General features: G+C 65.1%; 20 protein-coding genes. 3 read left to right on the top strand and 17 right to left on the bottom strand.

The genetic code is table 11. The features are described from left to right. Positions 1-25: 25 nt before the first annotated feature. The 9 genes from MF607_RS18005 to MF607_RS17965 all read right to left on the bottom strand — a co-directional run bounded on the left by MF607_RS18005 (position 26) and on the right by MF607_RS17965 (position 11,873). The gene (locus tag MF607_RS18005; RefSeq protein ID WP_242121377.1) at positions 26-1,042 is read right to left on the bottom strand and encodes a deazapurine DNA modification protein DpdA family protein; all 1,017 of its coding nucleotides are present in this window, start codon (positions 1,040-1,042) and stop codon (positions 26-28) included. Further along, positions 1,039-1,644 (bottom strand): DUF7007 domain-containing protein, encoded by a 606-nt coding sequence (locus tag MF607_RS18000; RefSeq protein ID WP_242121376.1) that lies wholly within the window; start codon positions 1,642-1,644, stop codon positions 1,039-1,041. The genes MF607_RS18005 and MF607_RS18000 overlap by 4 nt, the downstream gene beginning before the upstream one ends. Positions 1,645-1,692: 48 nt before the next feature. Next, positions 1,693-2,250: a thermonuclease family protein gene (locus MF607_RS17995; RefSeq protein WP_242121374.1), complete on the bottom strand. Its 558-nt coding sequence runs from the start codon at positions 2,248-2,250 to the stop codon at positions 1,693-1,695. Between the two features lie 187 nt (positions 2,251-2,437). Next, a complete protein-coding gene (locus MF607_RS17990) occupies positions 2,438-3,076 on the bottom strand; it encodes a DUF6927 domain-containing protein (RefSeq protein ID WP_242121372.1) in 639 nt (212 codons plus the stop codon). A 24-nt stretch (positions 3,077-3,100) separates the two neighbouring features. Further along, positions 3,101-4,030 (bottom strand): ArdC family protein, encoded by a 930-nt coding sequence (locus MF607_RS17985; protein WP_242121370.1) that lies wholly within the window; start codon positions 4,028-4,030, stop codon positions 3,101-3,103. A 93-nt stretch (positions 4,031-4,123) separates the two neighbouring features. Continuing rightward, positions 4,124-6,349, bottom strand: a complete 2,226-nt coding sequence (locus MF607_RS17980) for a ParB/RepB/Spo0J family partition protein (RefSeq protein WP_242121368.1) — start codon at positions 6,347-6,349, stop codon at positions 4,124-4,126. A 168-nt stretch (positions 6,350-6,517) separates the two neighbouring features. Then, positions 6,518-10,741, bottom strand: coding sequence for a strawberry notch family protein (locus tag MF607_RS17975; RefSeq protein ID WP_242121366.1), 4,224 nt, complete (start codon positions 10,739-10,741; stop codon positions 6,518-6,520). A gap of 37 nt (positions 10,742-10,778) precedes the next feature. Further along, a complete protein-coding gene (locus MF607_RS17970) occupies positions 10,779-11,636 on the bottom strand; it encodes a DUF7146 domain-containing protein (protein WP_242121364.1) in 858 nt (285 codons plus the stop codon). A gap of 12 nt (positions 11,637-11,648) precedes the next feature. Then, on the bottom strand, positions 11,649-11,873 hold the full coding sequence (locus MF607_RS17965; protein ID WP_242121362.1) for a hypothetical protein: 225 nt from the start codon (positions 11,871-11,873) through the stop codon (positions 11,649-11,651). A gap of 367 nt (positions 11,874-12,240) precedes the next feature. Here MF607_RS17965 and MF607_RS22955 point away from each other — a divergent pair, with 367 nt between their 5' ends. Further along, positions 12,241-12,363 carry a hypothetical protein gene (locus MF607_RS22955; protein ID WP_347340899.1) on the top strand — a complete coding sequence of 41 codons (123 nt, stop codon included), beginning with the start codon at positions 12,241-12,243 and terminating at the stop codon, positions 12,361-12,363. A 279-nt stretch (positions 12,364-12,642) separates the two neighbouring features. On the opposite strand, the gene MF607_RS17955 is transcribed toward MF607_RS22955, so the two are convergent. The 7 genes from MF607_RS17955 to MF607_RS17925 all read right to left on the bottom strand — a co-directional run bounded on the left by MF607_RS17955 (position 12,643) and on the right by MF607_RS17925 (position 19,562). Continuing rightward, positions 12,643-13,545 carry an HAD family hydrolase gene (locus MF607_RS17955; protein ID WP_242121360.1) on the bottom strand — a complete coding sequence of 301 codons (903 nt, stop codon included), beginning with the start codon at positions 13,543-13,545 and terminating at the stop codon, positions 12,643-12,645. A gap of 84 nt (positions 13,546-13,629) precedes the next feature. Next, complete coding sequence (locus tag MF607_RS17950; protein ID WP_242121358.1) at positions 13,630-14,787, bottom strand: Gfo/Idh/MocA family protein; 1,158 nt, start codon at positions 14,785-14,787, stop codon at positions 13,630-13,632. Positions 14,788-14,833: 46 nt separating this feature from the next. Continuing rightward, a complete protein-coding gene (locus MF607_RS17945; protein ID WP_242121356.1) occupies positions 14,834-15,652 on the bottom strand; it encodes a sugar phosphate isomerase/epimerase family protein in 819 nt (272 codons plus the stop codon). Positions 15,653-15,674: 22 nt separating this feature from the next. Next, complete coding sequence (locus tag MF607_RS17940; protein ID WP_242121354.1) at positions 15,675-16,493, bottom strand: alpha/beta fold hydrolase; 819 nt, start codon at positions 16,491-16,493, stop codon at positions 15,675-15,677. 1 nt (position 16,494) lies between these two features. Next, positions 16,495-17,589 carry a class I mannose-6-phosphate isomerase gene (locus MF607_RS17935; RefSeq protein ID WP_242121352.1) on the bottom strand — a complete coding sequence of 365 codons (1,095 nt, stop codon included), beginning with the start codon at positions 17,587-17,589 and terminating at the stop codon, positions 16,495-16,497. A gap of 15 nt (positions 17,590-17,604) precedes the next feature. After that, the gene (locus tag MF607_RS17930) at positions 17,605-18,447 is read right to left on the bottom strand and encodes a glucose 1-dehydrogenase (protein ID WP_242121350.1); all 843 of its coding nucleotides are present in this window, start codon (positions 18,445-18,447) and stop codon (positions 17,605-17,607) included. 170 nt (positions 18,448-18,617) lie between these two features. Further along, positions 18,618-19,562, bottom strand: coding sequence for a LacI family DNA-binding transcriptional regulator (locus MF607_RS17925; RefSeq protein ID WP_242121348.1), 945 nt, complete (start codon positions 19,560-19,562; stop codon positions 18,618-18,620). Positions 19,563-19,802: 240 nt separating this feature from the next. Here MF607_RS17925 and MF607_RS17920 point away from each other — a divergent pair, with 240 nt between their 5' ends. Next, entirely contained in the window at positions 19,803-21,395 is a 1,593-nt protein-coding gene (locus MF607_RS17920; RefSeq protein WP_347340898.1) for a glycoside hydrolase family 32 protein, read from the top strand. Continuing rightward, positions 21,392-21,844, top strand: coding sequence for a hypothetical protein (locus MF607_RS17915; protein ID WP_242121344.1), 453 nt, complete (start codon positions 21,392-21,394; stop codon positions 21,842-21,844). The genes MF607_RS17920 and MF607_RS17915 overlap by 4 nt, the downstream gene beginning before the upstream one ends. 344 nt (positions 21,845-22,188) lie before the next feature. Here MF607_RS17915 and MF607_RS17910 read toward each other — a convergent pair whose 3' ends face one another. After that, positions 22,189-23,481 (bottom strand): DUF8535 domain-containing protein, encoded by a 1,293-nt coding sequence (locus MF607_RS17910; RefSeq protein ID WP_242121341.1) that lies wholly within the window; start codon positions 23,479-23,481, stop codon positions 22,189-22,191. Positions 23,482-23,583 lie beyond the last annotated feature (102 nt).

The raw sequence follows: 23,583 nt of genomic DNA, 5'->3' as shown, positions 1-23,583 counted from the left end.
GGGGCTCCCGACGGAGGATGGGGGATCACGCGGCTTGCCGATCGCCGTGATACAGGTCTGCGGCCCAAGCCTCGACCCAGGCGGCCGTCACCTCGTCATGGGATAGGTCGCCGCTCTCGATGAGATCGCGGATCTGCTCGCGCGCACGCACGATGGCGGCTTCCCATGGGTCTGAAGGGACGTTGTGTTGCACTGGCACGGCTGCGGCAGGGTCCAGATGGCGCGGTGCCTCCGCTAGTCGGTCCAACTGTGTGCTGGTCCAGCGTTCCATGTGGTCGGCCGAAAGGCGATCGGTCTTGGGAACGCCCCGGCGGTGGGCATCACGGCGCGCTGCCGTGCCCCAGGCCTGGGAGTCGATCGATGCCACCCGGTGGGCGAACGGCTGAAGCCACGGCAGCGCGGTTCCCTTGACCCCGAAGAGATGGAGCCCCACGCCCTCGGGAAGGGTGCGGTCGAGATGCTCGACGATGGCGACCAGCCCTTCCGAACCATGGATGTCGCGCCGGCACATGCTTCCGATCCCGACGATGGTGCCGGGCAGCATCGACCATGCCAATGCGTCGGCACAGCGCTCGTAGTCTGTGGCGCATCGGCCTTGCAGTACGGGCATGAGCCGGTCCGCGATGCCTAGATCGACAGCGCGCGAGCGGCATTCCCGATTGGTAGCGATGGTCCGCGAGATCCGGTCCAGAACCTCCTCGCGGTCGCGTGCGATCTGATGTTCGCAGCAGTAATCGGCAGCGGCGATGCGGCGGAAGGGAAAGGAGGAGGCGAGGGCCATGTAGTCGGCGATGGACCACGGAAACCCCTTGTATCGGCTCATCAAGACGTACCCCGCGGAGTCGAGGTCCAGACTTTTAAGGCCGACGGCGTTCTTCAGCTGCCCGGTCCGCCATCCCGTCCACTCAGGCCAGCCCGCGTCGGTCCGCCACCTCGAAAAGGTGTTGGCAGAGACGAGCATGGGTTGCTGCATCAGCTTTGCCCGTTCGAGTATCGGGCCGTTCGCGAGGTGCGGTAGCCCGACGATGATCTCGATGCTCATGCGATCAGCTCGGCGCCGATGTCGTCGAACGCGTTCACGGTTTTGCCGCTGTCGTAGCGGTCGGCATCGGCCAGGGCGCGGTGTTGCGGGCCTTCATGGGCCGGAAAGCCAAGGTGATCGACACTGCGCAAGCGTTGGCCGATCAGGCCGACCTTGCCCTTGGGGACCCAATCTGCCCAATCGCCGAACGCGGACACGACGACGATCCTGCCGATCTGTGCCTCATAAGCGGCCTGTCGGCGCAGAACATAGCTGTCGCGCGGTTCCACGGCTGTGCCGGTGAAGGCAGCGTAACGGGCGGGTCGCCAGTTTCGGGCGGTCTGGTGGGCGAGCGGCAGCTCTATGTCCAGGAGGCGATCGCCCGAACGGCGGAGCTCGGCCTCAAAGGCAAGAACGACCAATGACCAGTCGACGTGCTTCTCGTAGGACGGGCCGTCGAGGCGAAGGCTCTCGGGCATCGCAGCCTGGCGCTCGTCAGACAGCACGAAGCCACCGTGCGATGGCGTCGACACATCCCAGATCCCGGGCAGGCGCTCGGTCGCGGTGTCCGGCTTGCCCCAAAGGGTTTCGAAAGGCGCGAGGGTCGAGGTGAAAGCGGGCATGATCGTCTCCTAGATCGTCGCCCTTCCCCTCCCCCTCATCTCCCCGCGTCAGCGGCCTCGGTCGCCGCGATCGTCTCGGGCACGCCCCTCGCATGAAAGTCTTTCGCCCCTGCGCCATTTGGCAGGCTCGATGAAGAAACCAGCGTGGGCGCCTGCATGGCGGCTTACGGCCCGGTCGTAGGCTGCAACATACCTCGTCGCTCGCTCGGGGTCGGCTGTCAGAAAGTCGGTGGCCGGGAGGGCGAAGCCCGCCTCGATCATGGCTTCACCGAGATCGTGGCCTCCGATGGTGACGGTCCCGACAGGGCGGCCGTAGCTTTGCTTGCCTGTCATGGTGATGTTGGCGTTGCCGCCTTTCAGGAGCCGAGAGGCATAATCCTGTGCTGCTTTGCCACATTGCCAGCAACCATCGGCATTGCGGCACAGCTGGCGCTTCTCGAAGGCGTCTGCGCCGAACAGCCTGACATCGATCGATACCGTGTCGCCGTCGATCGGGCGGCCCTTGGCTGTCACCTGGTCGCGGCCAGACGATCGCTCTTCTGCGGATGGCGCCGCAGCTTGGGTGCAGGCGACTGCCAAGAGCGCGAGCATGGGGATCAGGCGCATGTGGCGACCTCCGTCTGAGCGGGGGTGTCGTGTTCGACCACCCGCCAAGGCTGGAGAGGCTGGTTGCTCGGCGTGACAAAGGCGCGGATCCCTTCGTCCTGCAGACGGCGCGCGACCAGGTCGGCGTTTTCTCGGCTGCATAGGCGGTCGCGCAATGGCGAAAGAGTAGGTCTCATGGCGGTCCCCATCACGCTGGTGTCGCAGATGCCGATGCCGGTGCGAAGACCGTCCGATGAACCTTGGTTTCCGGAATGACCGACCAAGCGAGATCGCGGAAGTTGCGGATGTGGTAGCGCCCGAAGCCCTTGCCGGATCGGAAGCTGATGGCGCTGCCCCGCTTGACCACGATGAACTCGTCACCCTCGTGGCCGTCGGTGAACTTCAGCGGCGCTGCGAGCTTGATCCGCATGCCGTCCTCGATCCGTCGGGCACGAAGCCGCAGGCGAGCGAGGCACCGGCGTCGCCAGTCGAGCGCGCTTTCGTATGTCGTAGGGGTCAGGAGGCGCAGGATCCGCTCCGGACAGCCATCCTCACAGGGGCCACAGGTCTCGTCCATGTCCTTGTACCCGAAGTGCAGGCCCTCCTTGTCCCTCGGGTTCCATCGGACGAGGCAGACGATGGCAACGACGTCGCCGGGCTGCTCGTCTTTGATGATCTGGGCGGCCGCGTACCAAACTCGGTTGCCGACGCATGCTGACTCGAGCACGCGCATGCCCTGGGTGCCGCCACCCTCGAGTGCGCGCGAGTACGTGAATTGCGCGTCCAGATATGCCTTGGGCGTCGCGTGTCCGCCCATGTGATGACGATTCATGTAGAGCCAGCCCATGGCGGTCTCTCCTGTCTGAGGGGATCATGCGGCCATCTTCAGCGCAGTTGGACCGGCGGCGCCGGATGCCTGGCTGAAGGCGCGCAGATAGTTGAAAGCCAGCTCGGCCTTGGCCGCTGCGAGGAACACGGCGCTCTTGTCGCCACGCAACACCCCCAGCCAATTGGCGATGTAGCTGGCGTGGCTGTCGTGGAGCTCGGTCGGGAGCCCGAGCTCGCCGCAGATCATCCCGGCACCGATTTCAGCAACCAGTTCTTCCATGGCGTAGGCCTTGTCGCCGAAGCGCTTGCCAAAGGTGCGGTCGAGGCGGGATTGGTGACCGGTCCAGTGGACGGTCTCGTGACCCCGGATCGAGGCGTATGCGTCGGCCGACTTGAACGTGCCGATGTGCGGCATCTGGATATAGTCGAGGACGGGATGGAAATAGGCCCGGTCACCGCCATGGCGCAGCTCGGCCGGGATCGCGGCGAAGAAGGTATCGATCGCGTCCTGCCGCTGCGAGAGCAGGGTGGGTGTGGGCGCCACGTCGCGCGGATAATAGTAGCTAGGGAGGCCCTGAATCTCGTCGGCGTTGTAGACCGTATAGTGGCGCAGGAAACGGACCAGCTTGGCCGTGGCCTCACCCATGAGGGTGGGGGCGCCGGCCTTCCGGAAGGTCGACGCATAAATCGACATGGAGGGGCGAGCGTCACGGCCGACATGACCGCCTAGTTCTTCGGCCTGGCGCCGCGTCATCCAGTATCGGCTGCGGTAGCCGTAGGTGTCGGCGGTCGCCCAGAGGAACAGGCAGTTGATCCCGTTGTACGGCGTGCCCTCGTGGCGGAGCGGCCTGCCTCCCTCGCCGGTCAGTGACCAGGGCCGGGTCCAAGGCGCGGTCCCCGCTTCGAGCTTGGCGATGATCGTGCGGGTGACGTCGCCGGCGATATCGCGCGACCGTCTGAAAGAATGGGACATCGAGAAGTCCTCACCGTGGGTTGATAAGGGACCGCCGGGATCTCCTGCGTAGGAAATGCCGGCGGTCAGTTGCCCAGAAGGAGGCGCCCTGGCCTATTCGGCGGCGATCAGGGCGTCGTTCACCCCGTCGTCGTTCTCGTGCTCGACCGAACCCGGCTGCTCGTCGCCAAGCTCGATATCGCCCGCATCGGCGTCCTCTCCGTCATCGGGGCCGATGTTCAGGGCGTCGGCGGCCTCGTCGTCGTCGGCGTCCCCGATCAGGCTGGTCAGATCGTCCTCGCCCTCGCCCTCGTCGTCATCGGGCGCGGCTGCCACGTCGTTGAACCGCATCGCGGACGGAACCCATGCGAGCGCCGCTTCCTTGATCTCGGTTTCGACGATGGCTTCGCCGGCGAACAGCTTCTGACAGGAGCCCGAGATCTCGGTCTTCTTCTGGCTGGCATGCCGACCGGACAGCGCGGGGCCGCCCACCTCGTCGAGGAGCGAGAGCAAAGCGCCCTTGGACACACGGTCGAAGAAGTTCTCGGACGTCGGGCGCCACCAGGAGGCGACATCGACTTCGAGGATCGTCGCAAGGCGGTTCTGCAACGCGTTCTGGCGGGTGGTGTAGCCGTCCTTGGCCTCGAGGGAGGTGGCGACCGTCCATGCGAGCCACGTCGACTTCGCCTCGTCGCTGAGCCCGCGAAAGGCCTCGAAGCGCGTCACCTTCTCGCTCGACCCGAGCCACGACGCATCGAGGCCGTCATGGACCTCCGCCAGATAGTCGCGCGCGCGCGAGCCGGGCACGTTGTTGCCGAGCAGCGGATCTTGCGGGCGAGGAGCGCGGATCGAGGTGCCCGACGAACCGTGGTGACCGCTGCGCTCGTCGACCATGACGAACAGCATGTAGTCGAGCGCCAAGCCGGGGTTCGCGATCAGGGCCGCGCCGAGCACGTCGCGGCGCTGGACCGAGAGCTGGTCGAGAAGCACCTGGCTGAGGGCCTTGCCACCCGGAGCCGCGGTGTCCGGATCGGTATCGGCCGACTTGCCGGACACGCTGCCGCCATTGCCCTCCTCGATCCGGAACGTCGAACCACTGCTGCCTTGGCGCTCGGTGTCGGCGTCGTCGCCGGTCTCGTCGCCGTCGGCTTCGCCCTCGCCGCCCTCCTCGGGCTCGACCATCGTCACCCGTAGCGGCGTCTCGCTGTAGTAGGTGTCGTCGATCACCATCGCACCATCATGTGAAAGCGTCAGGAACACGCCGACCCGCGGCGCGAGCTCGGGCGGAAGGACGGAGGGCCGCTGGAGGAGCCGCTGCAGTTCGGCCCGCAGCGTGTCATCCTCCTGGTCGAGAGCCTTGAAGGCGTCTTCCTCGATATCCTCGTCCGCCATTTCCTGTTCGAGGGCGTCGAGGCGGGCCTCGATCTCGACCACGCGGAGCCCCTCCGTCTCGCTCATGGGGAGGGTCGGCAGCGCGACACGATGCAGGGCGCGCGCGGCTTCCCAGGTGCTGGAGGACGCGATCGGCCGCACCCATGCGAGGCCGCGTTCCTCGCCGATCCGCTTGGCCTCTGCTTCCATCAGCGCGGCCGCGAGCGTCTGAGCGATCTCCGGGTTGGTCCAGCGATCGCCGCTGTCGCTGAAGAGGTCGCGGTCGACGACACCGCCGGCTGCGGTGTAGGCGTCGGCGCCGACCAGTCGGGCGACCGGGTCGGTGGACTTCATGCTCTCGTTCGCGATGACACGCCGGATGGTGTCCGCGCTCTGGTACGAGCTGGTGCCGTAGCTGTTCCAGACCAGGAGTTGACGCTCGTGGCTTTCGGTCGAGGCATAGGCCTTGGCGAGATCGAGCGTGATTTTGCCGGAGGCGAGTGCCTCGAAGATGGGTTCGGCGAGCGTCGCGAGACGGAGGCGGCCCTCGACGAACCGACGGGTAACGCCGAACCGCTTCGCCAGCGCATCGACGTCGCCGCCCTGGCTGAGGATCAGGTGAAAGCCGCGGCACTCATCGGCAGGCGTCATGTTCTCCCGCTGGAAGTTCTCCACGAGCGACACCTCGGACAGCTGCGTGTCGGCGCCCGTCATCAGCTTGACGGGGACATCATAGTCGTCGGCGTTGATCTCGCCGCGCTCGACCAGCAGCATCATGCCGAGATAGCGGCTCGCGCCGGCGACGATACCGAAGTGCCCGCGCGGCTTCTTCAGCGGCGTAACGATCAGGTTCTGGAGGACGCCATTGGCGGCGATGCTCGCGGCGAAGCTCTCGACCACATCGCCGCGCTTCTTGCGGACGTTGATGTCGGAGAGCACCAGCTTCGAGAGTTTGACGGACTGGATCATGGGATCTCACCTTCTTCTGGATCCGGACTTATTCCGGACACCAGCTCCCTTCCCCCTCCCTCTCCCGACCGCCTTGATTGGCGCAGGAGATGAGGTGGTCGAAGGTGAGCGGTGCCGGGGCTCCGAAGGGTCGACGCGCGTGAGGGCGCGTCGACCCGTGGTGACGCGTCAGGCGGCGGCCAGGACCTTGCCGAGGACCGATTCCGCATCTGAGGCGGGGACAAAGACGCGCGTGCGGTAGGCGATGATTTCGGTGAAGCAGCCGAGCGACTTCAACCACGGCAGCTGCGACGCCGGGGCGTCGACGATTTCCACCCGTGGGTTGCCGTTCACCACGGACCGCTTCAGGGTCATCGCGAACGGGCGAGCGACCTCGACGCTCCGCCCCGAGAGAACCGACCTGGCAATCGCCTCAACGGGCATGTCCTCCGTCTTGGCGATCCCAAGCTTGGTATAGAGTTGGACGACGTGCTGATCGAAGACGAGGCGCCCGAGCCAGCTGTTGCCGTCCTTGTCCACGATCCGGTTCACCGCCAGATGATCGGAAGGCAGTGCCGACCAGATCGGCAGGAGCAATCCTGTCGCGAGGCGAATGGTCTCGGTCTCGACCTGCGTGGCCGCCTCGGCGACCTCGGCCGCCCATTTCTCCTCGAAGGCTGCGCGATCGATGACATCCCAAGCGCTTTCGAGAAGATCGGCCTCGCGTAGGTACTCGCGCCGGCACGGCCGCTGCAGTTCGATGCGCGCGATCGGCTCTCCGTCCTCGCTCATCCAGGACCGGGCGCGGGTCTGCAGAGCAACGCGACCCGAACGTGCATTGTGGACGAACGCCACATCGTCCTGCCACCTGGCGAGCTCCATGATGCGGTCGAGCGAGATGGGCGTCTTCTTGCGCGCGATCTCGATGGTGAGGAGGTGCGACGTCGCCCCCGAGTTGGGATCGGTGCGGAGCAAGGTATCCTCGATCACGCGTGCCATATCCGCCGTGATGGTCTCGACCCCGACGTCGAGCGTCCCGGCCTCACGCGCCGCTGCTACCCGGGTTTCGACCAGGGCGAGAAACTCGTCGAAGATCTTGTTCTGCAGCGCGATCGGCAGCGCGAGCAGGCGATTGAGCCATCGCTGGATCGGCGGCAGCTCCTCCTTCAAGACCCCATCGTTGTCATGGAGTTCAAGGCCGGTGCGAGAGCAGAAGTCGTCGAGGTTCGTGCTGGTCAGCTTGCCGTTATCGAGCAGGTGAAACCAGGTGACGAGCGCATCCTTCGCGTACTCGCTTTCCAGATTGTCGGCAGGGTCGAACAGGTTCTGCCCCCCGGTCTGTCTCTGCCCGCGCGTCAGGGCGCCGAGGCTGTCGAGACGGCGCGCGATGGTCGACGTGAAGCGCAACTCGCCCTTGCAGTCTGTCGTCACCGGCCTGAACAGCGGCGTCGACGCCTGATGGGTACGATGGGTGCGGCCCAGGCCCTGGATCGCGCGATCAGCCCGCCAACCCGGCTCAAGCAGGAAATGGACCCTCTGCTGCTGGTTCGCGACGTCGAGACTGGCGTGGTAGGACCGACCTGTCCCGCCGGCATCGGAAAAGATGAGGATCCGCTTGGCCCCCGCCATGAATGCGGCGGATTCCGCCTGATTGGTGCTGGCGGAACGGGACTCGACCTTCTGGCGCCCGTCCGAGGTCGACACGAGCCGTTTGGAGCGACCCGTCACCTCGGCGACCTGATCGGTTCCGAAATGCTCGATCACCGCATCGAGGGCCGATTTAACGGGCGGCAGCGCGCAAAGCTGCTCGATCAGCTGGTCGCGTGCCGCAAGCGCGTCGGGATTGTGAACCGGATGCCCGTGTTCGTCGCTCATCGGGACTGACCGGGGCGTACCCGTGTCGTCGGTGAAGACCTGCATCTGCCGGGTCGGGAACGCGCGCATCAGGTAGTCCACGACGTACTCGGTGGGCGAGAGGTCGATCTCGGGATCCGCACGCTCCTCGGCGGACATCTGTGAGAGCCGGCGATCGAGAATGGCCTCGGCGGTCGTGACGAGCTGCAGCACGACGGATTGGCCGTTCTTCAAATGCTGCTCGACCGCGGCGATCACCGAAGGCAGCTTCATGGCAAGAAGCACTTGCCCGAAGAAGCGCTGCTTCGTGGACTCAAGCCGCGAGCGCGCGGACGCCTTCGCGCCGCTGTTCAGCGTCGTGTTCTCCAGCGCGTCCACCACCCCGGTCAGCTCAAGGGCGGCTTCCATGTTCTGGTGAATGACGGCCCAGGCATCGGCATAGGTGTCGTAGATCTCGATTTGAACGGGGGTCAGCCCATGGCGGAGGATCTCGTATTCGACGCCGGCGAAGCTGAGGGCGCGGGAGGTATAGAGGCCGAGCGCCTTCAGGTCTCGTGCAACGAGTTCCATTGCCGCAATGCCGCCCTTCCGGATCTCGGAAATGAAGGCTTCACGACCTGCAAAGGCGGTCTCCGGTCCCCATAGGCCGAGCCGAACCGCGTAGGCGAGGTTGTTCACGTCAGAGGCGCCCGTCGCGGAGGCATAGAGGACCCGCGCGCCGGGAAGATTGTTCTGGAGCAGCACGCCACAGATGCCCTGCTGCGATCCCTCCTTGGCGCCCATGGCACCTTCACCGCCGGCGACCCCGCCCATCTCATGGGCCTCGTCAAAGGCGATGACTCCGTCGAAATCATCGCCTGCCCAGTCGATGATCTGCTGCAGCCGTGTGCTATCGGAGCGCGCGGATCGAAGGGTCGGGTAGGTAACGAACAGAACACCCTCGTCCAGCCTGATGGGCTGGTCGATCTTCCAGTTCGACAGGGGCTGAACGTCGGCCGACAGGCCGCCCAAGGCCGTCCAGTCACGGCGAGCGTCTTCCAGCAGCGGCTCGTTCTTGCTCACCCAGATGTGACGACGGCGCCCTTGGAGCCAGTTGTCCAGAATACAGGCGGCTACCTGCCGGCCCTTGCCGGCGCCCGTGCCGTCACCAAGAAAGAAGCCTTTCCGATATGCGCGGCCCTCGGGATCGATCGTGAGACCGACACCCTCTTTGGCAGGCTTGAACGTGCCGGGGAGCATCTGCGACCAGGCGTGCCCGGCATAGACGACCGTCTCGAGCTGCGAGGAGGACAGCATCCGCTCGGCGACGGTACGTTCGGGCAGGTGCGGAATGTGCGCCGGGATCGGGGCCGGGATGGAGCCCATCGCAACGGATTCGACCAGTGCCGTTGGGTGCTCGCCCGCGGTGTCGAAGATTATCCGGCTCGGGCGGTAGGGCAGATAGACGCCAACCTGTTCCGCGAGCGGCGCCGGCTGCGCGAGGCCCGCATAGCCGACGGGCAGGACGTTATTGCGCACCGGCGCATGGAACGGGCGGGGGGTAGGCGCCTTAGTCGCGCGCGCTGCGCCGAATAGCGACGCGCCGGTCCGTGGCACCGGCGATGTCGGAGCGGCAACCTCGGGCGCGAGCGCGCTGCGGGCCGGCACCTCGAGGACGTCGAGGAAGTCTGCGACGGACGCTCGCTGGATGATGACCGGTGCCGTGTCGCCGGGGCACTTATCGATTACAAAGAGCCGTACTGCTATGTTGGTGCCGTGTTTGCGGTAGCAGTGCTCTAGCCGAAGAGATGTCTTGACGGTGCAGCCGGTCAGCACGGCTTCATAGGCGGCGCGGACGCGGGCGCTCGGCGCGAACCAATCGGGCATGATTGCCACGATGCGGCCCCCCTTGCGAACGCGCCGGATTGCCGACTGAAGGTGTCGGATCGCCGCGAGGTCATCCGCACCCCGCCCGACGCTCCGTGAGAACGGCGGGTTCATCACGACGACGCTGGGCCGAGGAAGGCTGGCGTGGTGGCTGACCAGTCCCGCGCCGTCGCATCCGGTGACCGTGGCATTGGCGAAGATGCCGGCAAGTCGCTCCCGGCGCTTGGGGTCGAGCTCGTTGAGCTGCAGCGCCGCGCACGTCGGCGCCTGGGCGATCAGAAGGCCATTGCCGGCGCTGGGTTCAAGAACGATGTCCTCGGGGGCGATAGCGGCCATCAGGATAGCAATCGCCGCGATGTCGACGGGGGTCGAGAATTGCTGGAGGTCGATCTGCTCCTCGCTGCGGACCGTCTGGGTCGGGAGGCGCTCCATAATCGCGCTGGCCGCCCGAACCGAAGCGAAGCCGTCCAATTCGTAAGGCCTCGCGACCAGGTGCATGGCCAGGGCGTGTTCCAGCATCTCAAAGCTGTCGCGCTGGGTCCAGCGCCCGTCGGCGTCGGAGCCCCCAAAAGCCTCGGTCATGGCGGCATTGAGATCACGTCGCGCGATCGGCGCCGAACCCGCGAGCAGAGTTGCGATGGTACGGGCGGCGTCCCGGTCGGTGACGGCCGGAATATCGAGCAGATCGCGCATCGGGAGGTCTCCTTGGGTTAACTGCCATTCCGGCAGCTCACCCCTTCCTCCCCCCTCCTCTCTCCTGCAGTTCGAGCACCTTGGCCCAATCGCCGCGCCCCTTCGGGATGTCGGGTAGGATCACGCGGTTCGGGGCTGCGTAGCGTGCCGTCGCGCGGTTGACCGCACGGTGTCCTGCCAGATCAGGATCGCCGGCAAGGATCAGCCTCGTGACGCTATCAGGGATCGTCACGAGATCGAGCCGGCGAGAGCCTAGCGTTGCCCAGCAGGGTAGATTGTTCAGGACCGACCACGCGCGAGCGGTTTCAAACCCCTCTGCGAGGCCGATGGTCGGGGCCAGCCCGCCCCCGCGCCAGGCTCCGGAGCCCATTACCCCTAGCGTTGCCTTCTCGGTGTACCAGCCCGTCTCGGGGTCGAGGAAGATCCGCTGCAGAGCGACAAGTCTCTGCGCTTCCCTGATGGCGACCAGAAGGGCCGGCTTGAACACCGTCTTGGGCTTGGGTCCCAGAGGGCAGCGCGGATGGAACCGGACGTCGTTCGGGATCGGCACGAGGAAGCGCGAAGCCAAGTAGCGCTCGCCCAATGTACCCGGCACAGAGCGAGCCTCGTTCCAGAGGCGCTCGATATTGGCCGTGCCCGACCTCGGCTTATCCGCCGGCGGGTCGTAGTGCCTGGTGACGGCGATCCGGTCGAGTTCGCGCAGCACATCCACCGGATCGCATCCGGCGAAGCACGTCACTAGGAGCCCGCTGTCGCCTTGCCGGAGCGAGAGGCTGGGCGTCGTGTCCGTGTGGGCTGGGCAACGGCACATGGCGGTATTGCCGGTCCATTTCCCGCCGAGTGTCCCCACAAGGTTGACCAGCTGCTGGGAGGGTTTTCGGGCGACGAGGGCCATCGGGCGTCTCCCTCAGCGCGCGGGTGAGATGCGGGCGATTGCGTAAAGCGCCCCGTCTGCTTCGAAGTAGGATGCGATCGCCACGTCGTCGTTGATCGGCATGGGCCGCCCCTGTTCGCGTGTCCGGCGACGGACATAGGCAGCAAGGGCCTTGCGCGCGGATGACTCGTCAGGATGAATATCTGCGACGTCGTCGGCGGCCGCGGTGTCCCTGATAAACAGAAGGAAGCGTTCCATGGCGAGGTTACCTAGTGCTGGCGGACACCTGGTCGGCATCCTCGGGCTGAAGGGCTGCGGCCAATCTCTCGGCCTTCCTCACCCTTCCCTCTCCACTCCATGCTCAACCGGCGGCGCTTCTCGTCGTTTACCGTGTGATAAAAAACCTGAGTTAGAGGGGTGCCGGAACAACGGTCCAATCCGGCTTGTTTTGTCGAACGCGCACTGACGTGAGGTGATGGTGTCCCAGTTTACGCCCATCGAGATCGCGAACTGGATCGCCATCTACCTCGCGGCGGGGCTATGTTGTGGCATAGCAATGTGCTTGTCCGTAAGTGTTACTATCCATGGTTTATGGCGTGACCGCGTCTGGAACGACGTGCGGACGGTGCGTGGAGCCGCTCTTTTCCTGCCGAAGGTGTGGTGGCGCTGGCAAAAGCTCTACCTGCTCTCCACGCCGGTGACGCTCTTCATCGTCGGGTGGTTCGCGGCGACGCTCCGCTGGAGCTAAGCTAGGGCGTACGGACATAAAAATGGCCCTTCCGCTCAAGGCCAATCCTCGCCGTCCATCTGCCTCGGTCGCGACCTCAGAAGCGGTCGTTGGTTCATGAATAACGCCGGGGCTGAAACGGGGGACTTTTCCGACCGGCAGCTATCGGGAGGCCGGAAGCGGATAGCTGCCGCCGGCTGTCCCGCAAACGATGGTGTTACGGGAAGGCGCCCGGCCTTCCTTTAGGTGGCGCCCTGTTCTGTGCGCCTGCTCCTGGCTACCCCGGACAGATCGAAATACTCACTTGCCCGCTCGTGATCCCTGGCCCGCGAGGGCGGCGACCGGACCGTCGGCGAGCCCACGCGGCGTCTCGCGACCATAGGGATCACGCGGCGTCGCGGCGGCGGTGCTGTTCGCCGCAGTGTCAGGCACATCCTGAGCGAACGCCGCCGGCGACATGACGAGCAGCACGAGGGTGCACAGCGCAAGCAGCAGCGCAATCACCGTGCCGATCCCGCGACCACCTGGCCGTGTCCGCTGCGGAAGCATGTCCTCGAGCTCAGCCAGACTCTCGAGCGTGGCGATCGTCAACCGGCCGGTTTCCCAGTCGGGCGGTATCAGGTCAGGGACCATGACCGTGGCCATACCGGCCGCCGCGGCTGCACGAATGCCGTTGAGCGAGTCTTCGACTGCGAGGCAGTGCTCCGGGCGAACGCCGAGCCGCTTCGCAGCCAGCAGGTACGGGTCTGGTGCTGGCTTGGGATGCGCGACGTCGCTGCGCGTCACCACCGCTTCGAAATAGCCGAGCAGCCCGGTACTCGCCAGCCGCTCCTCCGCGCGCGGGCTTTCCGTTGAGGTCGCGACGGCGCAGCGAATGCCGTCGGCAGCGAGCTGATCCAGCAGATGCCGAACGCCGGGACGGTACCGTATCCCAGTGGATGCCGCGACGGCGAAACGGGCATCCGCGTCGGCGTAGAAAGCCTCGACCGGGAACTCGGGACCGAGCTGCTGGACCAGCATGGCCTGATTGAGTTCGCGGTGAACGCCGACCATTGCCGCGAAGAGCGCCGGGTCGATGCGATAGCCTAGTGCCACCGCCGCCGCTCCCATCGCCTCATGGTGAAGGCGCTCGGTGTCGAGCAGCGTGCCGTCCATGTCGAACACCACTGCGTCGAGCGGCGTCGGGATCGTTGCTTGCTTCATTTAGCGGCATCCGTTGCGACGCCGGGTGACAGGCACCCGGCGTCGAACACTCATCTTCATGCAAGCCGTGGCTACACTCAGCGGCTAGTTCTTCGGGACCTTGTCCTTGCCCTTGGCAGGGCTGGACGTGTTCACGAGTTCGGGAGAACGCTGCGCTGCCAACTTTTCCTCCTGATCCTCCGTGTCGATGCGCTTCGTGCGGGTGAACGGCTCCAGCTTTTGCGGCTGACCGGTCTCCAATGCGCGAAAGATGCCGTCCAGCACGCGCAGGTCGGCAAATCCTTCCTCACCATCCGGCTCGGGATCGCGGTCGTTGAGGATGCAATCCGAAAAATACTTCATTTCACCGCCGAAGTGGTCGGTGTTCTTGAAGCTTTCCGTGCTCTTCTTTTCGCCGATCGTGAGCATCTGCTCCAACGATCCACCATACATGAACCCCGGATTGAGCTGCACGCTCCCCTTGGTGCCGACGACGAAATAGGTGTCGAGCGGGTTGGCGTAATAGGAGATGACGAACTGGGCGAGACGACCTTCCGGGAAGCGCAAGGTAACCGCGACGGTGTCGTCGAAGTCGCCGAGCCCCGCTTCCGGGTGGCGACTTCCGGTGGCGGAAACCACCTCGGTCGGCTCCGCGCCGAAAATATAACGCGCGGCGTTGACCGGATATGGCCCCATGTCGAGCACCGGCCCCGCCTTGTCGCCGTTCTTGGCTCGGTGGTTGTCGGGCGACACCATCTGCCCGAAGGTGGCCGTGAACAGGGTGACCTGGCCGAAGTCGCCGCGCCGGACGCGCTCAATCGTGTTCAGCGTCGCCGGCTCGAAGTGCAGCCGATAGGCGACCATCAGCTTGGCGGACGAGCCCCTCTGTGCGTCCAGCATTTCCTGCGCCTTGGCGGCGGAAATCTCCATCGGCTTCTCGACCAGCACGTGAATGCCGGCCTTGAGAGCAGGCACGGCGAACTCCGCGTGACGCCAGTTGGGCATGGCGAGGTAGATTGCATCCACCTTGCCGGAGGCAAGCATCTCGCTGAACCGGTCGGACGCGTAGTGGTCGGCCACCCCGTACTGCTCACCGACACGGCGCGCCTTTTCCGGGTCGTCGGTGACGAGTGCCGTTATTTCGGAGTTGCCGGTGTGCTTGACGCCGGGCAGCATCGCTTCCTGCGCGATGTCACCTAGGGCAACGATGCCGTAACGCACCTTCTTCTCGGACTCGACGCCGAGGGCGGAAAGGATGCTCATGATGCTTCTCCATTTTGATCACTAATTTCGGGAATTGCCGTGCGGGTCAGGCTGTCCAGGCGTGTTCGAGCCCGCTGCGCGATCGGCCGATCACGTCCTGGAGGTCGGTCCGGTAAAGCGAGTCCGCCACGTCCTGAGAAAAGATCTCCACCGTGCAGGTACCGCGGTATCCGGCAGCGTAGACCGCCCGCAGCAACGGCCCGATGGGGATCGCGCCGTCTCCGGGAACAAGCCGGTCTCCCGAGGATCGCGGCGTTCGCCAATCGCTGACCTGAAGGACGAAGATGCGGCTTCCGGCACGTACGATCTCCGCTTCCACGTCGGCGTTCTGCCACACGTTCCAGAGGTCGAGGCAGATGCCGACATTCGGCATTGCGACCGCGTCGACGATGTCGTTCGCTTGCGCCAGCGTCCAAATTGCCGTTTCGATGTTCATCGACGTGGCGTTCAGCGGCTCAAGCGCCAACCGTACGCCGTGATCCGCCGCGTATGGTGCCAGCGCGCGCAGCCGGTCGATCGTCGTGTCGACCATGGCCTGCATGTCGCCCTTCTCGGCGGCGCCGGTGTTGACGACGAACGGCACGTCGCGGGCGAACGGCGCAAGCCGTTCGATGCTGAGCCGCAGCCGTTCGGTGCGCGCCTGCACGCCCTCTGGTTCGGGCTGCATCCGGCTGGCGCCGAACGTACGAACGAGCGGCTGAACGGCGCTGATCACCAGCCCTGTATCGGCGACCCGCGCCATCTGGTCGGACCATTGCCGGTCGTCGAGCTTCTGCTCGCATATCTCGATCGTCTCGACGCCCAGCGCGTCGTAGTGGTGGAGATCCTGCTCGAACGACCAAGGCTGGGTCGTGAACTCGTTCACGCCAAACGCGAATGGCAAGCGATCAGTCATCGGCGCTGCCGAGGTAATCGGTCACCACCTGCTCGAACTTGGCGCGCTGGTCATGAAAGATCATGTGGCTGCTGTTCTCGAAGCGCACCGTGCGTGCATTCGGCATGTGCTCGCCGGCCCATTCCGCGCCGCCCTCCGGGAACACGCTGTCCTTCTCGGCGACCATCACAAGCGCCGGAACGTCCAGGTGTGGCAGCAGGTCGCGCCAGTCATGAACCGTGTGGTCAGCCATCGCCGCCGCGCGTGCCTCAAGCGGTGCCATTGCCATCTCGGCGAGCATGAAGCGCCTGTCTTCGTCCGATGGTGCCAGGTGCATGCACGAAGTGAGGTTCTGCTCGTCGAAGCTGGCCGGGTCGGCCCTCATCTGCATGAGCATGGTCGCGCAGCTCGCCTGGTCGAAGCACTGGGCGTGCGCCTTGCGCCAGTCGGCGGTCTGGTACTGCCTGGGGGTCTGCTCGACCAGCACGACGTCGCGTACCCGATCCTGCCCGAACAACTCCAGGTAGCTCCAGATCACCGGGCATCCCAGTGACCAGCCGAGCAGCGTCGCGTCCGAAAGATCGAGCGCGATCAGCAGGTCGCGCAGATCGGCCGCAAGCCGCGATACGCGATAGCCGTGGTCCGGCTTGTCGGAGCGGCCGTGGCCACGAAGGTCAGGGGTGATGACGCGCGCGTGCATGCTGAGCGCCGGCACGACATCGCGAAAGAAACGCCCGGTGAAGGTCCAGCCATGGATCATGACCAGCGGCCGGCCTTTTCCCGCCTCCTCGTAGAACAGCTTCGTGCCATCGTTGGCGGTGACATGGGCCATGTCAGCAGCTCCCCGTCTCTTGCGGCGCAGCAGGGGACGACAGTTCGCCGAGCTGGGCGACGATTGCGGCACTGTACCCGGCTTCCGCCAACGGCGCGCGGATGTCCCGCTCGAGGTGCGGCAGATAGCCGATCAGCAGATCGGCAGGCCCTTCGATGGTAGCCTGTCCCAATGCCGCTGGCAGGAGCAGCGTCTTCGCCCGCCCCAGCGTGCCAGTCCACGCCCCGGCCCGAACTCCTGCGGCAGCGCCGACGTTGCTGAGGATCGTCGCATGGTCAAATCGGTAATCGAGCCGGGCGCCCGCGCCCACGCGCCAGCGCTCGAGCGCGAAGTAAGGCCCCGCGCAGCAGATCGCACGGTCGATGTCGTTGTCGACCCTGATCGATAGCGGCGGCACGAAGGTCGGCTGTGGCTCGGGGCGCCACTCCTCCAGCAGCTTGTCGATGTTGCGCTCGCGCTCATCGGGAGCGACCGCCGATCCGTCCTCCATGTGCCATGGCATCGCATGCTGCTGGATGTTGGAGGTCTGCTCGATCTCGTAGATCAACGTCTGCGGGCCGAAGCTGTGCAGCGTGCCGCCCGGCACGTACACCGTCTCGCCGGTGCGGACCGGTACCCGGCGCATGACGCTGTCCCAGTCCTCGGCAAGCAGCGTGCGCCGGAGCGTCTCGCGGTCCACGCCAGGCTTGGTGCCGAGCAACGCCGTCGCGCCCGTGCCGGCGTCGAGGATGTGCCACGCTTCGGTCTTGCCGTTGGGCTGGCACTCCAGCCGCCGCGCGGTGGCGTCATCGGCATGGAGGTGGACCGGCAACATGCCGGTTGCGTCGATATACTTGGTCAGCACCGGGAAGTGCGGGCCGCGCCAGCCGCGTCCGACCATCTCGTCGGGATGGGCCATTGTCAGATCGCGCAACGAACGGCCGGAGAGCGGACCGTTTGCCACCACCGCGATATCCTCGTCGACGTCGCTGACTTCCCACGTCTCGGCGATACGCCTCGACGGCAGATCGTCGCGACCGAGCCGGTCCGCGATGATCGTGCCACCGAACACATGGTTTCGCGTGGGCGTGGTTAGCGCCAGCGGGTACCAATCCATGGCGCTCACCCCTCGTTAGAGAACGGGCGTGCCGCCGGTCACCGCAAAGCGGGCGCCGGTGACGTAGCTCGAGTCGTCGGACGCCAGGAACACGAACAGCGTCGCGACTTCCTTGGGCTGGCCCGCGCGCTTCATCGGCGTCTCCTCGCCGAACGTCTTGACCTGCTCCTCCGGCATGGTCGCGGGGATGAGCGGCGTCCAGATCGGACCGGGCGCGACCGAGTTCACCCGGATGCCCTTCTCGGCGATCAACTGGCCAAGGCTGGCGGTGAAGTTGGCGATCGCGGCCTTGGTGGCGGAATAGGCGATCAGCTTGGGCGGCGCCTTGTCCGAGTTCACCGACGTGGTGTTCACGATCGCCGATCCCGACTTCATGTGCTTGAGCGCGGCCTTGGTCAGAAAGAACTGCGAGTGAATGTTGGTGTTGAAGGTGTAAATCCACTCCTCGTCCGAAATCTCGTCGATGGAGTCGCGCGACATCTGGAAAGCCGCGTTGTTGACCAGGATGTCGAGCCGTCCGAACTCGTCCACGGCTTTCTGGATAATGGCCCGGCAGTGCGCGGGGTCGCCGACGTCGCCAGCCATCAGGACGCACTTGCGACCTGCTTTTTCGACCCAGCGCTTGGTCTCCTGTGCATCCTCATGCTCGTCGAGGTACGAGATCAGCACGTCCGCACCCTCACGCGCATAGGCGATCGCCACGGCGCGACCGATGCCGCTGTCGCCACCGGTGATCACCGCCGCCTTGCCGACCAGCTTGTCGCAGCCCTTGTAGCTTTCCTCGCCGTGATCCGGCTTCGGATTCATCTCGCCTTCGGTGCCGGGAACGTGGTTCTGCTGCTGTGGAGGTTGAGCCATGCTGGTTTCCTTCTCGACTGTGCTGATGCCGCCAGACGATCCGCCGGGTCGTGGTTCGCGATGAGCGATCGTCTTCGGCGCGTACGCGACACATGCTGATTGCGCTGCTGTCAGTCAGAAAGCCCCGGCACCCTATCGGTTCCGCCGAAACTGAAAACGTTTTCTGTTCTTTACATGGGTTTGGAAATCTGCGCCTTGAACACAAGCCTGCGCGGCTCTCCCGCCTCGTCCGTCATGCGTTCCACAAGCATGGCCAAGGCAGCGTGCGCCATTTCCTCCACAGGCTGCGCGACGACCAGAACCTCGACGTCGAGCAGCTTCAGCCAGCGCGTATCGTCGAAGCACGCGAGCGCCCGGCCGAGCCGGCCTCGAAGCAATAGCGCCGCTTCCAGAAGGATGTCGCTGTTTACCGCGACGATGGCGTCGACCTCTTCATGCTCCGCGAGCGCAGCTTCGACCGCCCGCCGTCGAGCTTTGTGCTCGTAGGGTATGCTCGCCAGCCGCGTGTCCAAGCCATGAGCCGCCGAGCCGTCTGCAAAGCCCCGTGCGCGCGCATCGGCGGCGACGCCGCCGTCCCCGAACAGGCCCAGAACCGTGCGTGCGCCCTTCTGCTTGAGCGCGCCGGTCAGGGAAGTCGCTGCGCCGTGGTTGTCCAGCATCACAGAATCATGAGGCTCGTTGCCGATGGCCCTGTCGAAGATCACCGCAGGGGTGGCTCCGAGGTCCAATTGAGTCTCTGGCGAGACTGGAGCCAGAATAAGCCCCGCGACACGTTCCTCGCGCAGGAATCGGCGGTAGGTCGCTTCGCGCACCTGGTCCTCGTTGCTATCACAGATGATGACGCGCAGGCCTTCCCGCCAGGCAAGTTCCTCGACCGTGCGCACGAACGCGGTGAAAAAGGGGTTGGCGAGGTCGGGAACGATGATGCCCACCGCACCTGCTTCGGGTGCGCGCAGCCGCCTTGCCGCGAGATTGGGCCGATAATCGAGCCCACGCATCGCCTTCTCAACGCGTTCGCGGTAAGCTGGCCGCACGCTTTTGCCCGCCAGGACCCGCGAAACGGTTGCAGGGGAAACGCCTGCCGCCGCGGCGATACTCTTGATCCCGACCGTCACTTTGGCTCCATACTCCGCTACTGGCGGGCAGCTTGACTCGGCTCGTCGTAGCCGCCGCTCGACGTTCATGGGCACGGCAAGAGCGAGGCCCACTTTAATCCTACGACACCAATCCTACGACACCGCGCCACCTCATCAAAGCACGTCGCTTCAAAATCTGAAAACGTTTGCTACGAAAGGAACGGCTACTGCTGCGATGCGCTGAACTGCCGAGCTGATCGCCCCAGGGCGCGAAACGCGGTGAGCGCCTCGTCCCGTGCAGGCGCCCAGGACTCTATCGGGAACAGGAGAGCGAGATTGTCGATAGATGGAATCACCCGCCGGGGCTTTGGCGCTCTAGGCATCGGAGCTGTGATCGCAGGGGGTGCGGCATCCGCGTCGCCGATCCGGCCTGACAAACAGCGCTATCGGCCGACCATCCATTATGCGCCCGCGAAAGGTTTCATGAACGATCCCAACGGATTGATCTTTCACGAGGGCGAGTATCACCTGTTCTATCAGCACAACCCGTTTGAGGCGAAAGCCGGGCATGTGCACTGGGGTCATGCGGTCAGCCCCGATCTGGTCCGCTGGCGCGAGCTGCCGGTCGCGCTGACGGAGACGGCCGCCGGTCAGGCATTCAGCGGCTCGGCCGTGTTCGACCGCGACAGCACCAGCGGCCTTTTCGGCAACGGCGGCGGGCTGGTCGCGATCTACACGCGCGCATCGGCCGAGAAACAGACGCAGGAGATCGCGACAAGCACCGATCGCGGCCGGACGTTCCGGCAGTATGCGGGCAACCCCGTGCTCGACGTGAACTCATCCTCGTTTCGCGACCCCAAGGTGTTCTGGCACGAGCCGACGCTTCGGTGGATCATGACGGTGGTCCGCTCGCGCGAGCACCGCGTGCTTTTCTACGGCTCGACCGACCTTAAACGCTGGGCCGAGCTGGGCTCGTTTGCCAATGCCGGCCTGCTCGGGATTGACTACGAATGCCCGGACCTCGTCGAGGTGCCGGTCGAGGGTGGCGGTTCGCGCTGGGTTCTGTTCGTCTCGATCAATCCCGGCGCACCCTTGGGCGGCAGCTGCGTTCAATATTTCGTCGGCAGCTTTGACGGACAAACCTTCAGGGCTGAGGACAGCGTCACGCGGTTGGCCGACTTCGGGCAGGACTTCTACGCGCTTCAGACCTATGCCGATGCACCGGGCCCACCGGTGGCGATCGCCTGGATGAGCAACTGGCTTTACTGCAACGAGGTGCCCTACTCTGGCGCTCGCGGCGCGATGACCTTGCCGCGCCGCCTCGGTCTGCGAAGACGCGCAAACGACTGGCGACTGCTCCAGACGCCGATCGAACTCGATCCGGTCGCCGGCCGGACGCTGATCGACCTGCCTCATGCGAAAGGTTCGGGGTCGCTCGCTGCCGTCGCCCTGCCGCCGGGCGAGGCCGTGGAGGTTTCGATGCGGGTGGCCGCAAGTCCCGGCGCGCGGGTCAGCGTGCGCTTTCGCAACAGCGGAGGCGAAGCGCTGACAGCCGGGTTCGATGCCGGCAACTACCCCGGTTTCTTCCTTGATCGAGGAGGCGCACACGGGTTTTCTCATCGCTACTTCGTTGACCGGTTCTCCTGGGCGGCTTCGCCCGAGACGCGCGAAACCGACCTCCACCTGGTCTTGGATCGGACCTCGCTCGAGCTGTTCGGGCTGGGCGGGGAAGCATGTGGGACCATCCAGCACTACTTCGATGCCGCACCGGACCGGCTGGAGATCGCCGCGGAAGGTGCGCCTGTTGCCGTCACCAACCTGCGCGTGCGCACATTGCGACCGATGGCGGCTGGCCTGGAGGTGAATGCTTGACCGAACCGGTCGACCTCATGCGGTTCTACCGAGAGCAGATGCAGCACGAAAGCGGGCTGATGCTCGCCCGCCTCAATGCGCTGATCTCGTCGCAGGCGTTCCTCGTGATCGCTTACTCCACAAGCATGGGCAGCGCCAACGGACGATGGCACGAACCATTCGCGATGCTGCTGCCGCCTACCCTAGCCCTTCTAGGCCTTGTTCTTGCGTTCCATGCTCGTTTGAGCATCGTTGCTGCTCGCGCCGCAGCAAACCGTTGGCGGCAGCGCCTGACGCAGGCGATCAGGGAGCATGCGGAACTCGCGCCTTGGCGGGATGAAGCCGATGATGACGAGCTCGCTTGGGGTCGCAAAGCCGGCGAGGTGTTTGCACGTCGAGCTCCGATCATCTTCATGACAGGTTGGGTCTGGCTTTTGCTGCTCCCGGTGTTTCTTCGTCAGTATGCTTAAATAATGGTGGGGCTGGCCATTCCCGAATGGGAGCTCCAGCGGGACAGCCAAAGGGGGATTGGTCTCCCGATGCCTCCATGTGGGCCGTTTTCCCAAAACCTGTTCCCGATTGCGTTTTCCCGAAACGGTCTGTTGAGCATGAAGATACGGGACTGTTGCGGGTTGCCGCAACGGCCGGTTTCGGGATGCCGCGCTGGCTTGTAGAACGACCGGGAATGGGTCGTTAGCTGCCACTGCCGTCCACTGCGATGAACGGCCGCTATCGCTCTTGAGCTCCGCCATAGCAGCTAGGGAGGAATCCACCCTACCGCGGACCTCCAGTTCTCCGGTCGTGAGATCACGATCTAAGCGTCAAGGGCGGAAACGATCTTCGCGACTGCGGACTCCGTCTCTGCCTCGTCTCGGTCGATGGTGACGAGCGCACCGAGACGTCGCATGCGGGGGTGGGTCACCGCCTTCGATGCGGCGTAGTCATCATTGTCGAACCCCATTGCCTCCACGACGATCGAGCGGATCTCGCCGGTGACACGTGACCTGGCTTCCAGCACGAAGTCAGGTCGACACGGCCCCTCGGGCGTCATGGTGTCGAACAACGGCTTATCGATCGCCAGATCAATTCCACGAGAGTGAAGAAGCCGCTGGCTTTCAAGAATCCTTCTCAGGACGGCGCGCTCGAAGTCGGACTCGACGGGGACGAAAAGCCGGCCGTTGAAAACCGGCTGCGCGTAAGCCCGTAGCGGCGCGTAGCCGTGAGCCTCCGGGTATTGGCCAGCCACCACCAGGACCAGGAATGGGCCGCTGATCCGGTTACCCCTGATCGAAGGCGATTGGACGCGGTTCGCGATCGCGACCGGGTCACCGTCGGGCAAGTAGACCTCCTGACCCTTGAAGCCCGGCGCATAGAGAAGGACGAAGCCCTGGGGCGCGTGTGCCTTAGGCCAGTGCGGTTCGAGCGCCCGAAGGGTCGCGTAAACGGCGTTTGCCTGGAGCGGCCGGGCATGGGTCCAAAGCGCTCGCGCGAGCTCGATACCCGGGGCGATCTCAATCTTCGCGGCTGCTCGGGTGATTGCCGCGAACTCAGCCTTGATCGACCATTCCTCCGCATAAGCGAGTGGAGCAATCCGGTTGACGCCTGACGTGTGCATCAAGCGCCAAAGCAATCGGGCGAGCCGCGGGATCGACGCATTGCGGGTGCGGTCGTCGCTTGCGTCGTCCTCTGGCCGCTGTGCGAGCTTCTCCGGCGCGGGGCGCAGGACCTCGAAGAAACCCGCCGGCGGGTCGGTTGGGGTGGTCCTCGATCGGACCTCGGTGATCCGGTTCGTCACCTGGTCGCGAAAGAAGGGACACTCCGGCAGGTGCTCTGGGCGCTTCGCGCTCGTCAGGCGGCGTAGGTAGTACGTCTCCGCTTCCGAGAGGAAGGCCGGCGTCAGGATTGGCGGGGCCTGGTCGCGCCCGAGGCAACTGCAGGCGATCCAGCGGTGACCGATGCGGGCATTCTGGACGAGCGTGATGCCAGCCTTCTCGTCGTGTAGTGACCCTTCCCCGACATACCAGCGCACCAGCGCCTCCCGCAGCGGGGGCGGCAACGGGATCCGGTTTGAGCCTCTTCCATCGGTGTCGCGGTCGATCAGCCACATGCTCGAGGAGCCTTTCGGCAGGTCCAACAGGGATAGTGTCAAAGCGTTCGGGGCAGTTGACAACAGGAAATGTCCTGATCTCCAATTTCTCGAAAGGGAGCT

Source organism: Sphingomonas lacusdianchii, assembly GCF_022664395.1.
In the GTDB taxonomy this organism is placed as follows: domain Bacteria; phylum Pseudomonadota; class Alphaproteobacteria; order Sphingomonadales; family Sphingomonadaceae; genus Sphingomonas; species Sphingomonas lacusdianchii.
Note: the sequence above shows the minus strand (reverse complement) of the source record. Positions and strands in the feature narration are given on the sequence as shown.

Excerpts from the sequence above, each read along its gene's own strand:
- MF607_RS17910 (WP_242121341.1), bottom strand. The coding sequence starts at position 23,481 with ATGTGGCTGATCGACCGCGACACCGATGGAAGAGGCTCAAACCGGATC.
- MF607_RS17990 (WP_242121372.1), bottom strand. The coding sequence starts at position 3,076 with ATGGGCTGGCTCTACATGAATCGTCATCACATGGGCGGACACGCGACG.
- MF607_RS17955 (WP_242121360.1), bottom strand. The coding sequence starts at position 13,545 with ATGAAGCAAGCAACGATCCCGACGCCGCTCGACGCAGTGGTGTTCGAC.
- MF607_RS18000 (WP_242121376.1), bottom strand. The coding sequence starts at position 1,644 with ATGCCCGCTTTCACCTCGACCCTCGCGCCTTTCGAAACCCTTTGGGGC.
- MF607_RS17985 (WP_242121370.1), bottom strand. The coding sequence starts at position 4,030 with ATGTCCCATTCTTTCAGACGGTCGCGCGATATCGCCGGCGACGTCACC.
- MF607_RS17995 (WP_242121374.1), bottom strand. The coding sequence starts at position 2,250 with ATGCGCCTGATCCCCATGCTCGCGCTCTTGGCAGTCGCCTGCACCCAA.
- MF607_RS17950 (WP_242121358.1), bottom strand. The coding sequence starts at position 14,787 with ATGAGCATCCTTTCCGCCCTCGGCGTCGAGTCCGAGAAGAAGGTGCGT.
- MF607_RS17970 (WP_242121364.1), bottom strand. The coding sequence starts at position 11,636 with ATGGCCCTCGTCGCCCGAAAACCCTCCCAGCAGCTGGTCAACCTTGTG.
- MF607_RS18005 (WP_242121377.1), bottom strand. The coding sequence starts at position 1,042 with ATGAGCATCGAGATCATCGTCGGGCTACCGCACCTCGCGAACGGCCCG.
- MF607_RS17965 (WP_242121362.1), bottom strand. The coding sequence starts at position 11,873 with ATGGAACGCTTCCTTCTGTTTATCAGGGACACCGCGGCCGCCGACGAC.
- MF607_RS17975 (WP_242121366.1), bottom strand. The coding sequence starts at position 10,741 with ATGCGCGATCTGCTCGATATTCCGGCCGTCACCGACCGGGACGCCGCC.
- MF607_RS17930 (WP_242121350.1), bottom strand. The coding sequence starts at position 18,447 with ATGGCTCAACCTCCACAGCAGCAGAACCACGTTCCCGGCACCGAAGGC.
- MF607_RS17980 (WP_242121368.1), bottom strand. The coding sequence starts at position 6,349 with ATGATCCAGTCCGTCAAACTCTCGAAGCTGGTGCTCTCCGACATCAAC.
- MF607_RS17940 (WP_242121354.1), bottom strand. The coding sequence starts at position 16,493 with ATGGCCCATGTCACCGCCAACGATGGCACGAAGCTGTTCTACGAGGAG.
- MF607_RS17935 (WP_242121352.1), bottom strand. The coding sequence starts at position 17,589 with ATGGATTGGTACCCGCTGGCGCTAACCACGCCCACGCGAAACCATGTG.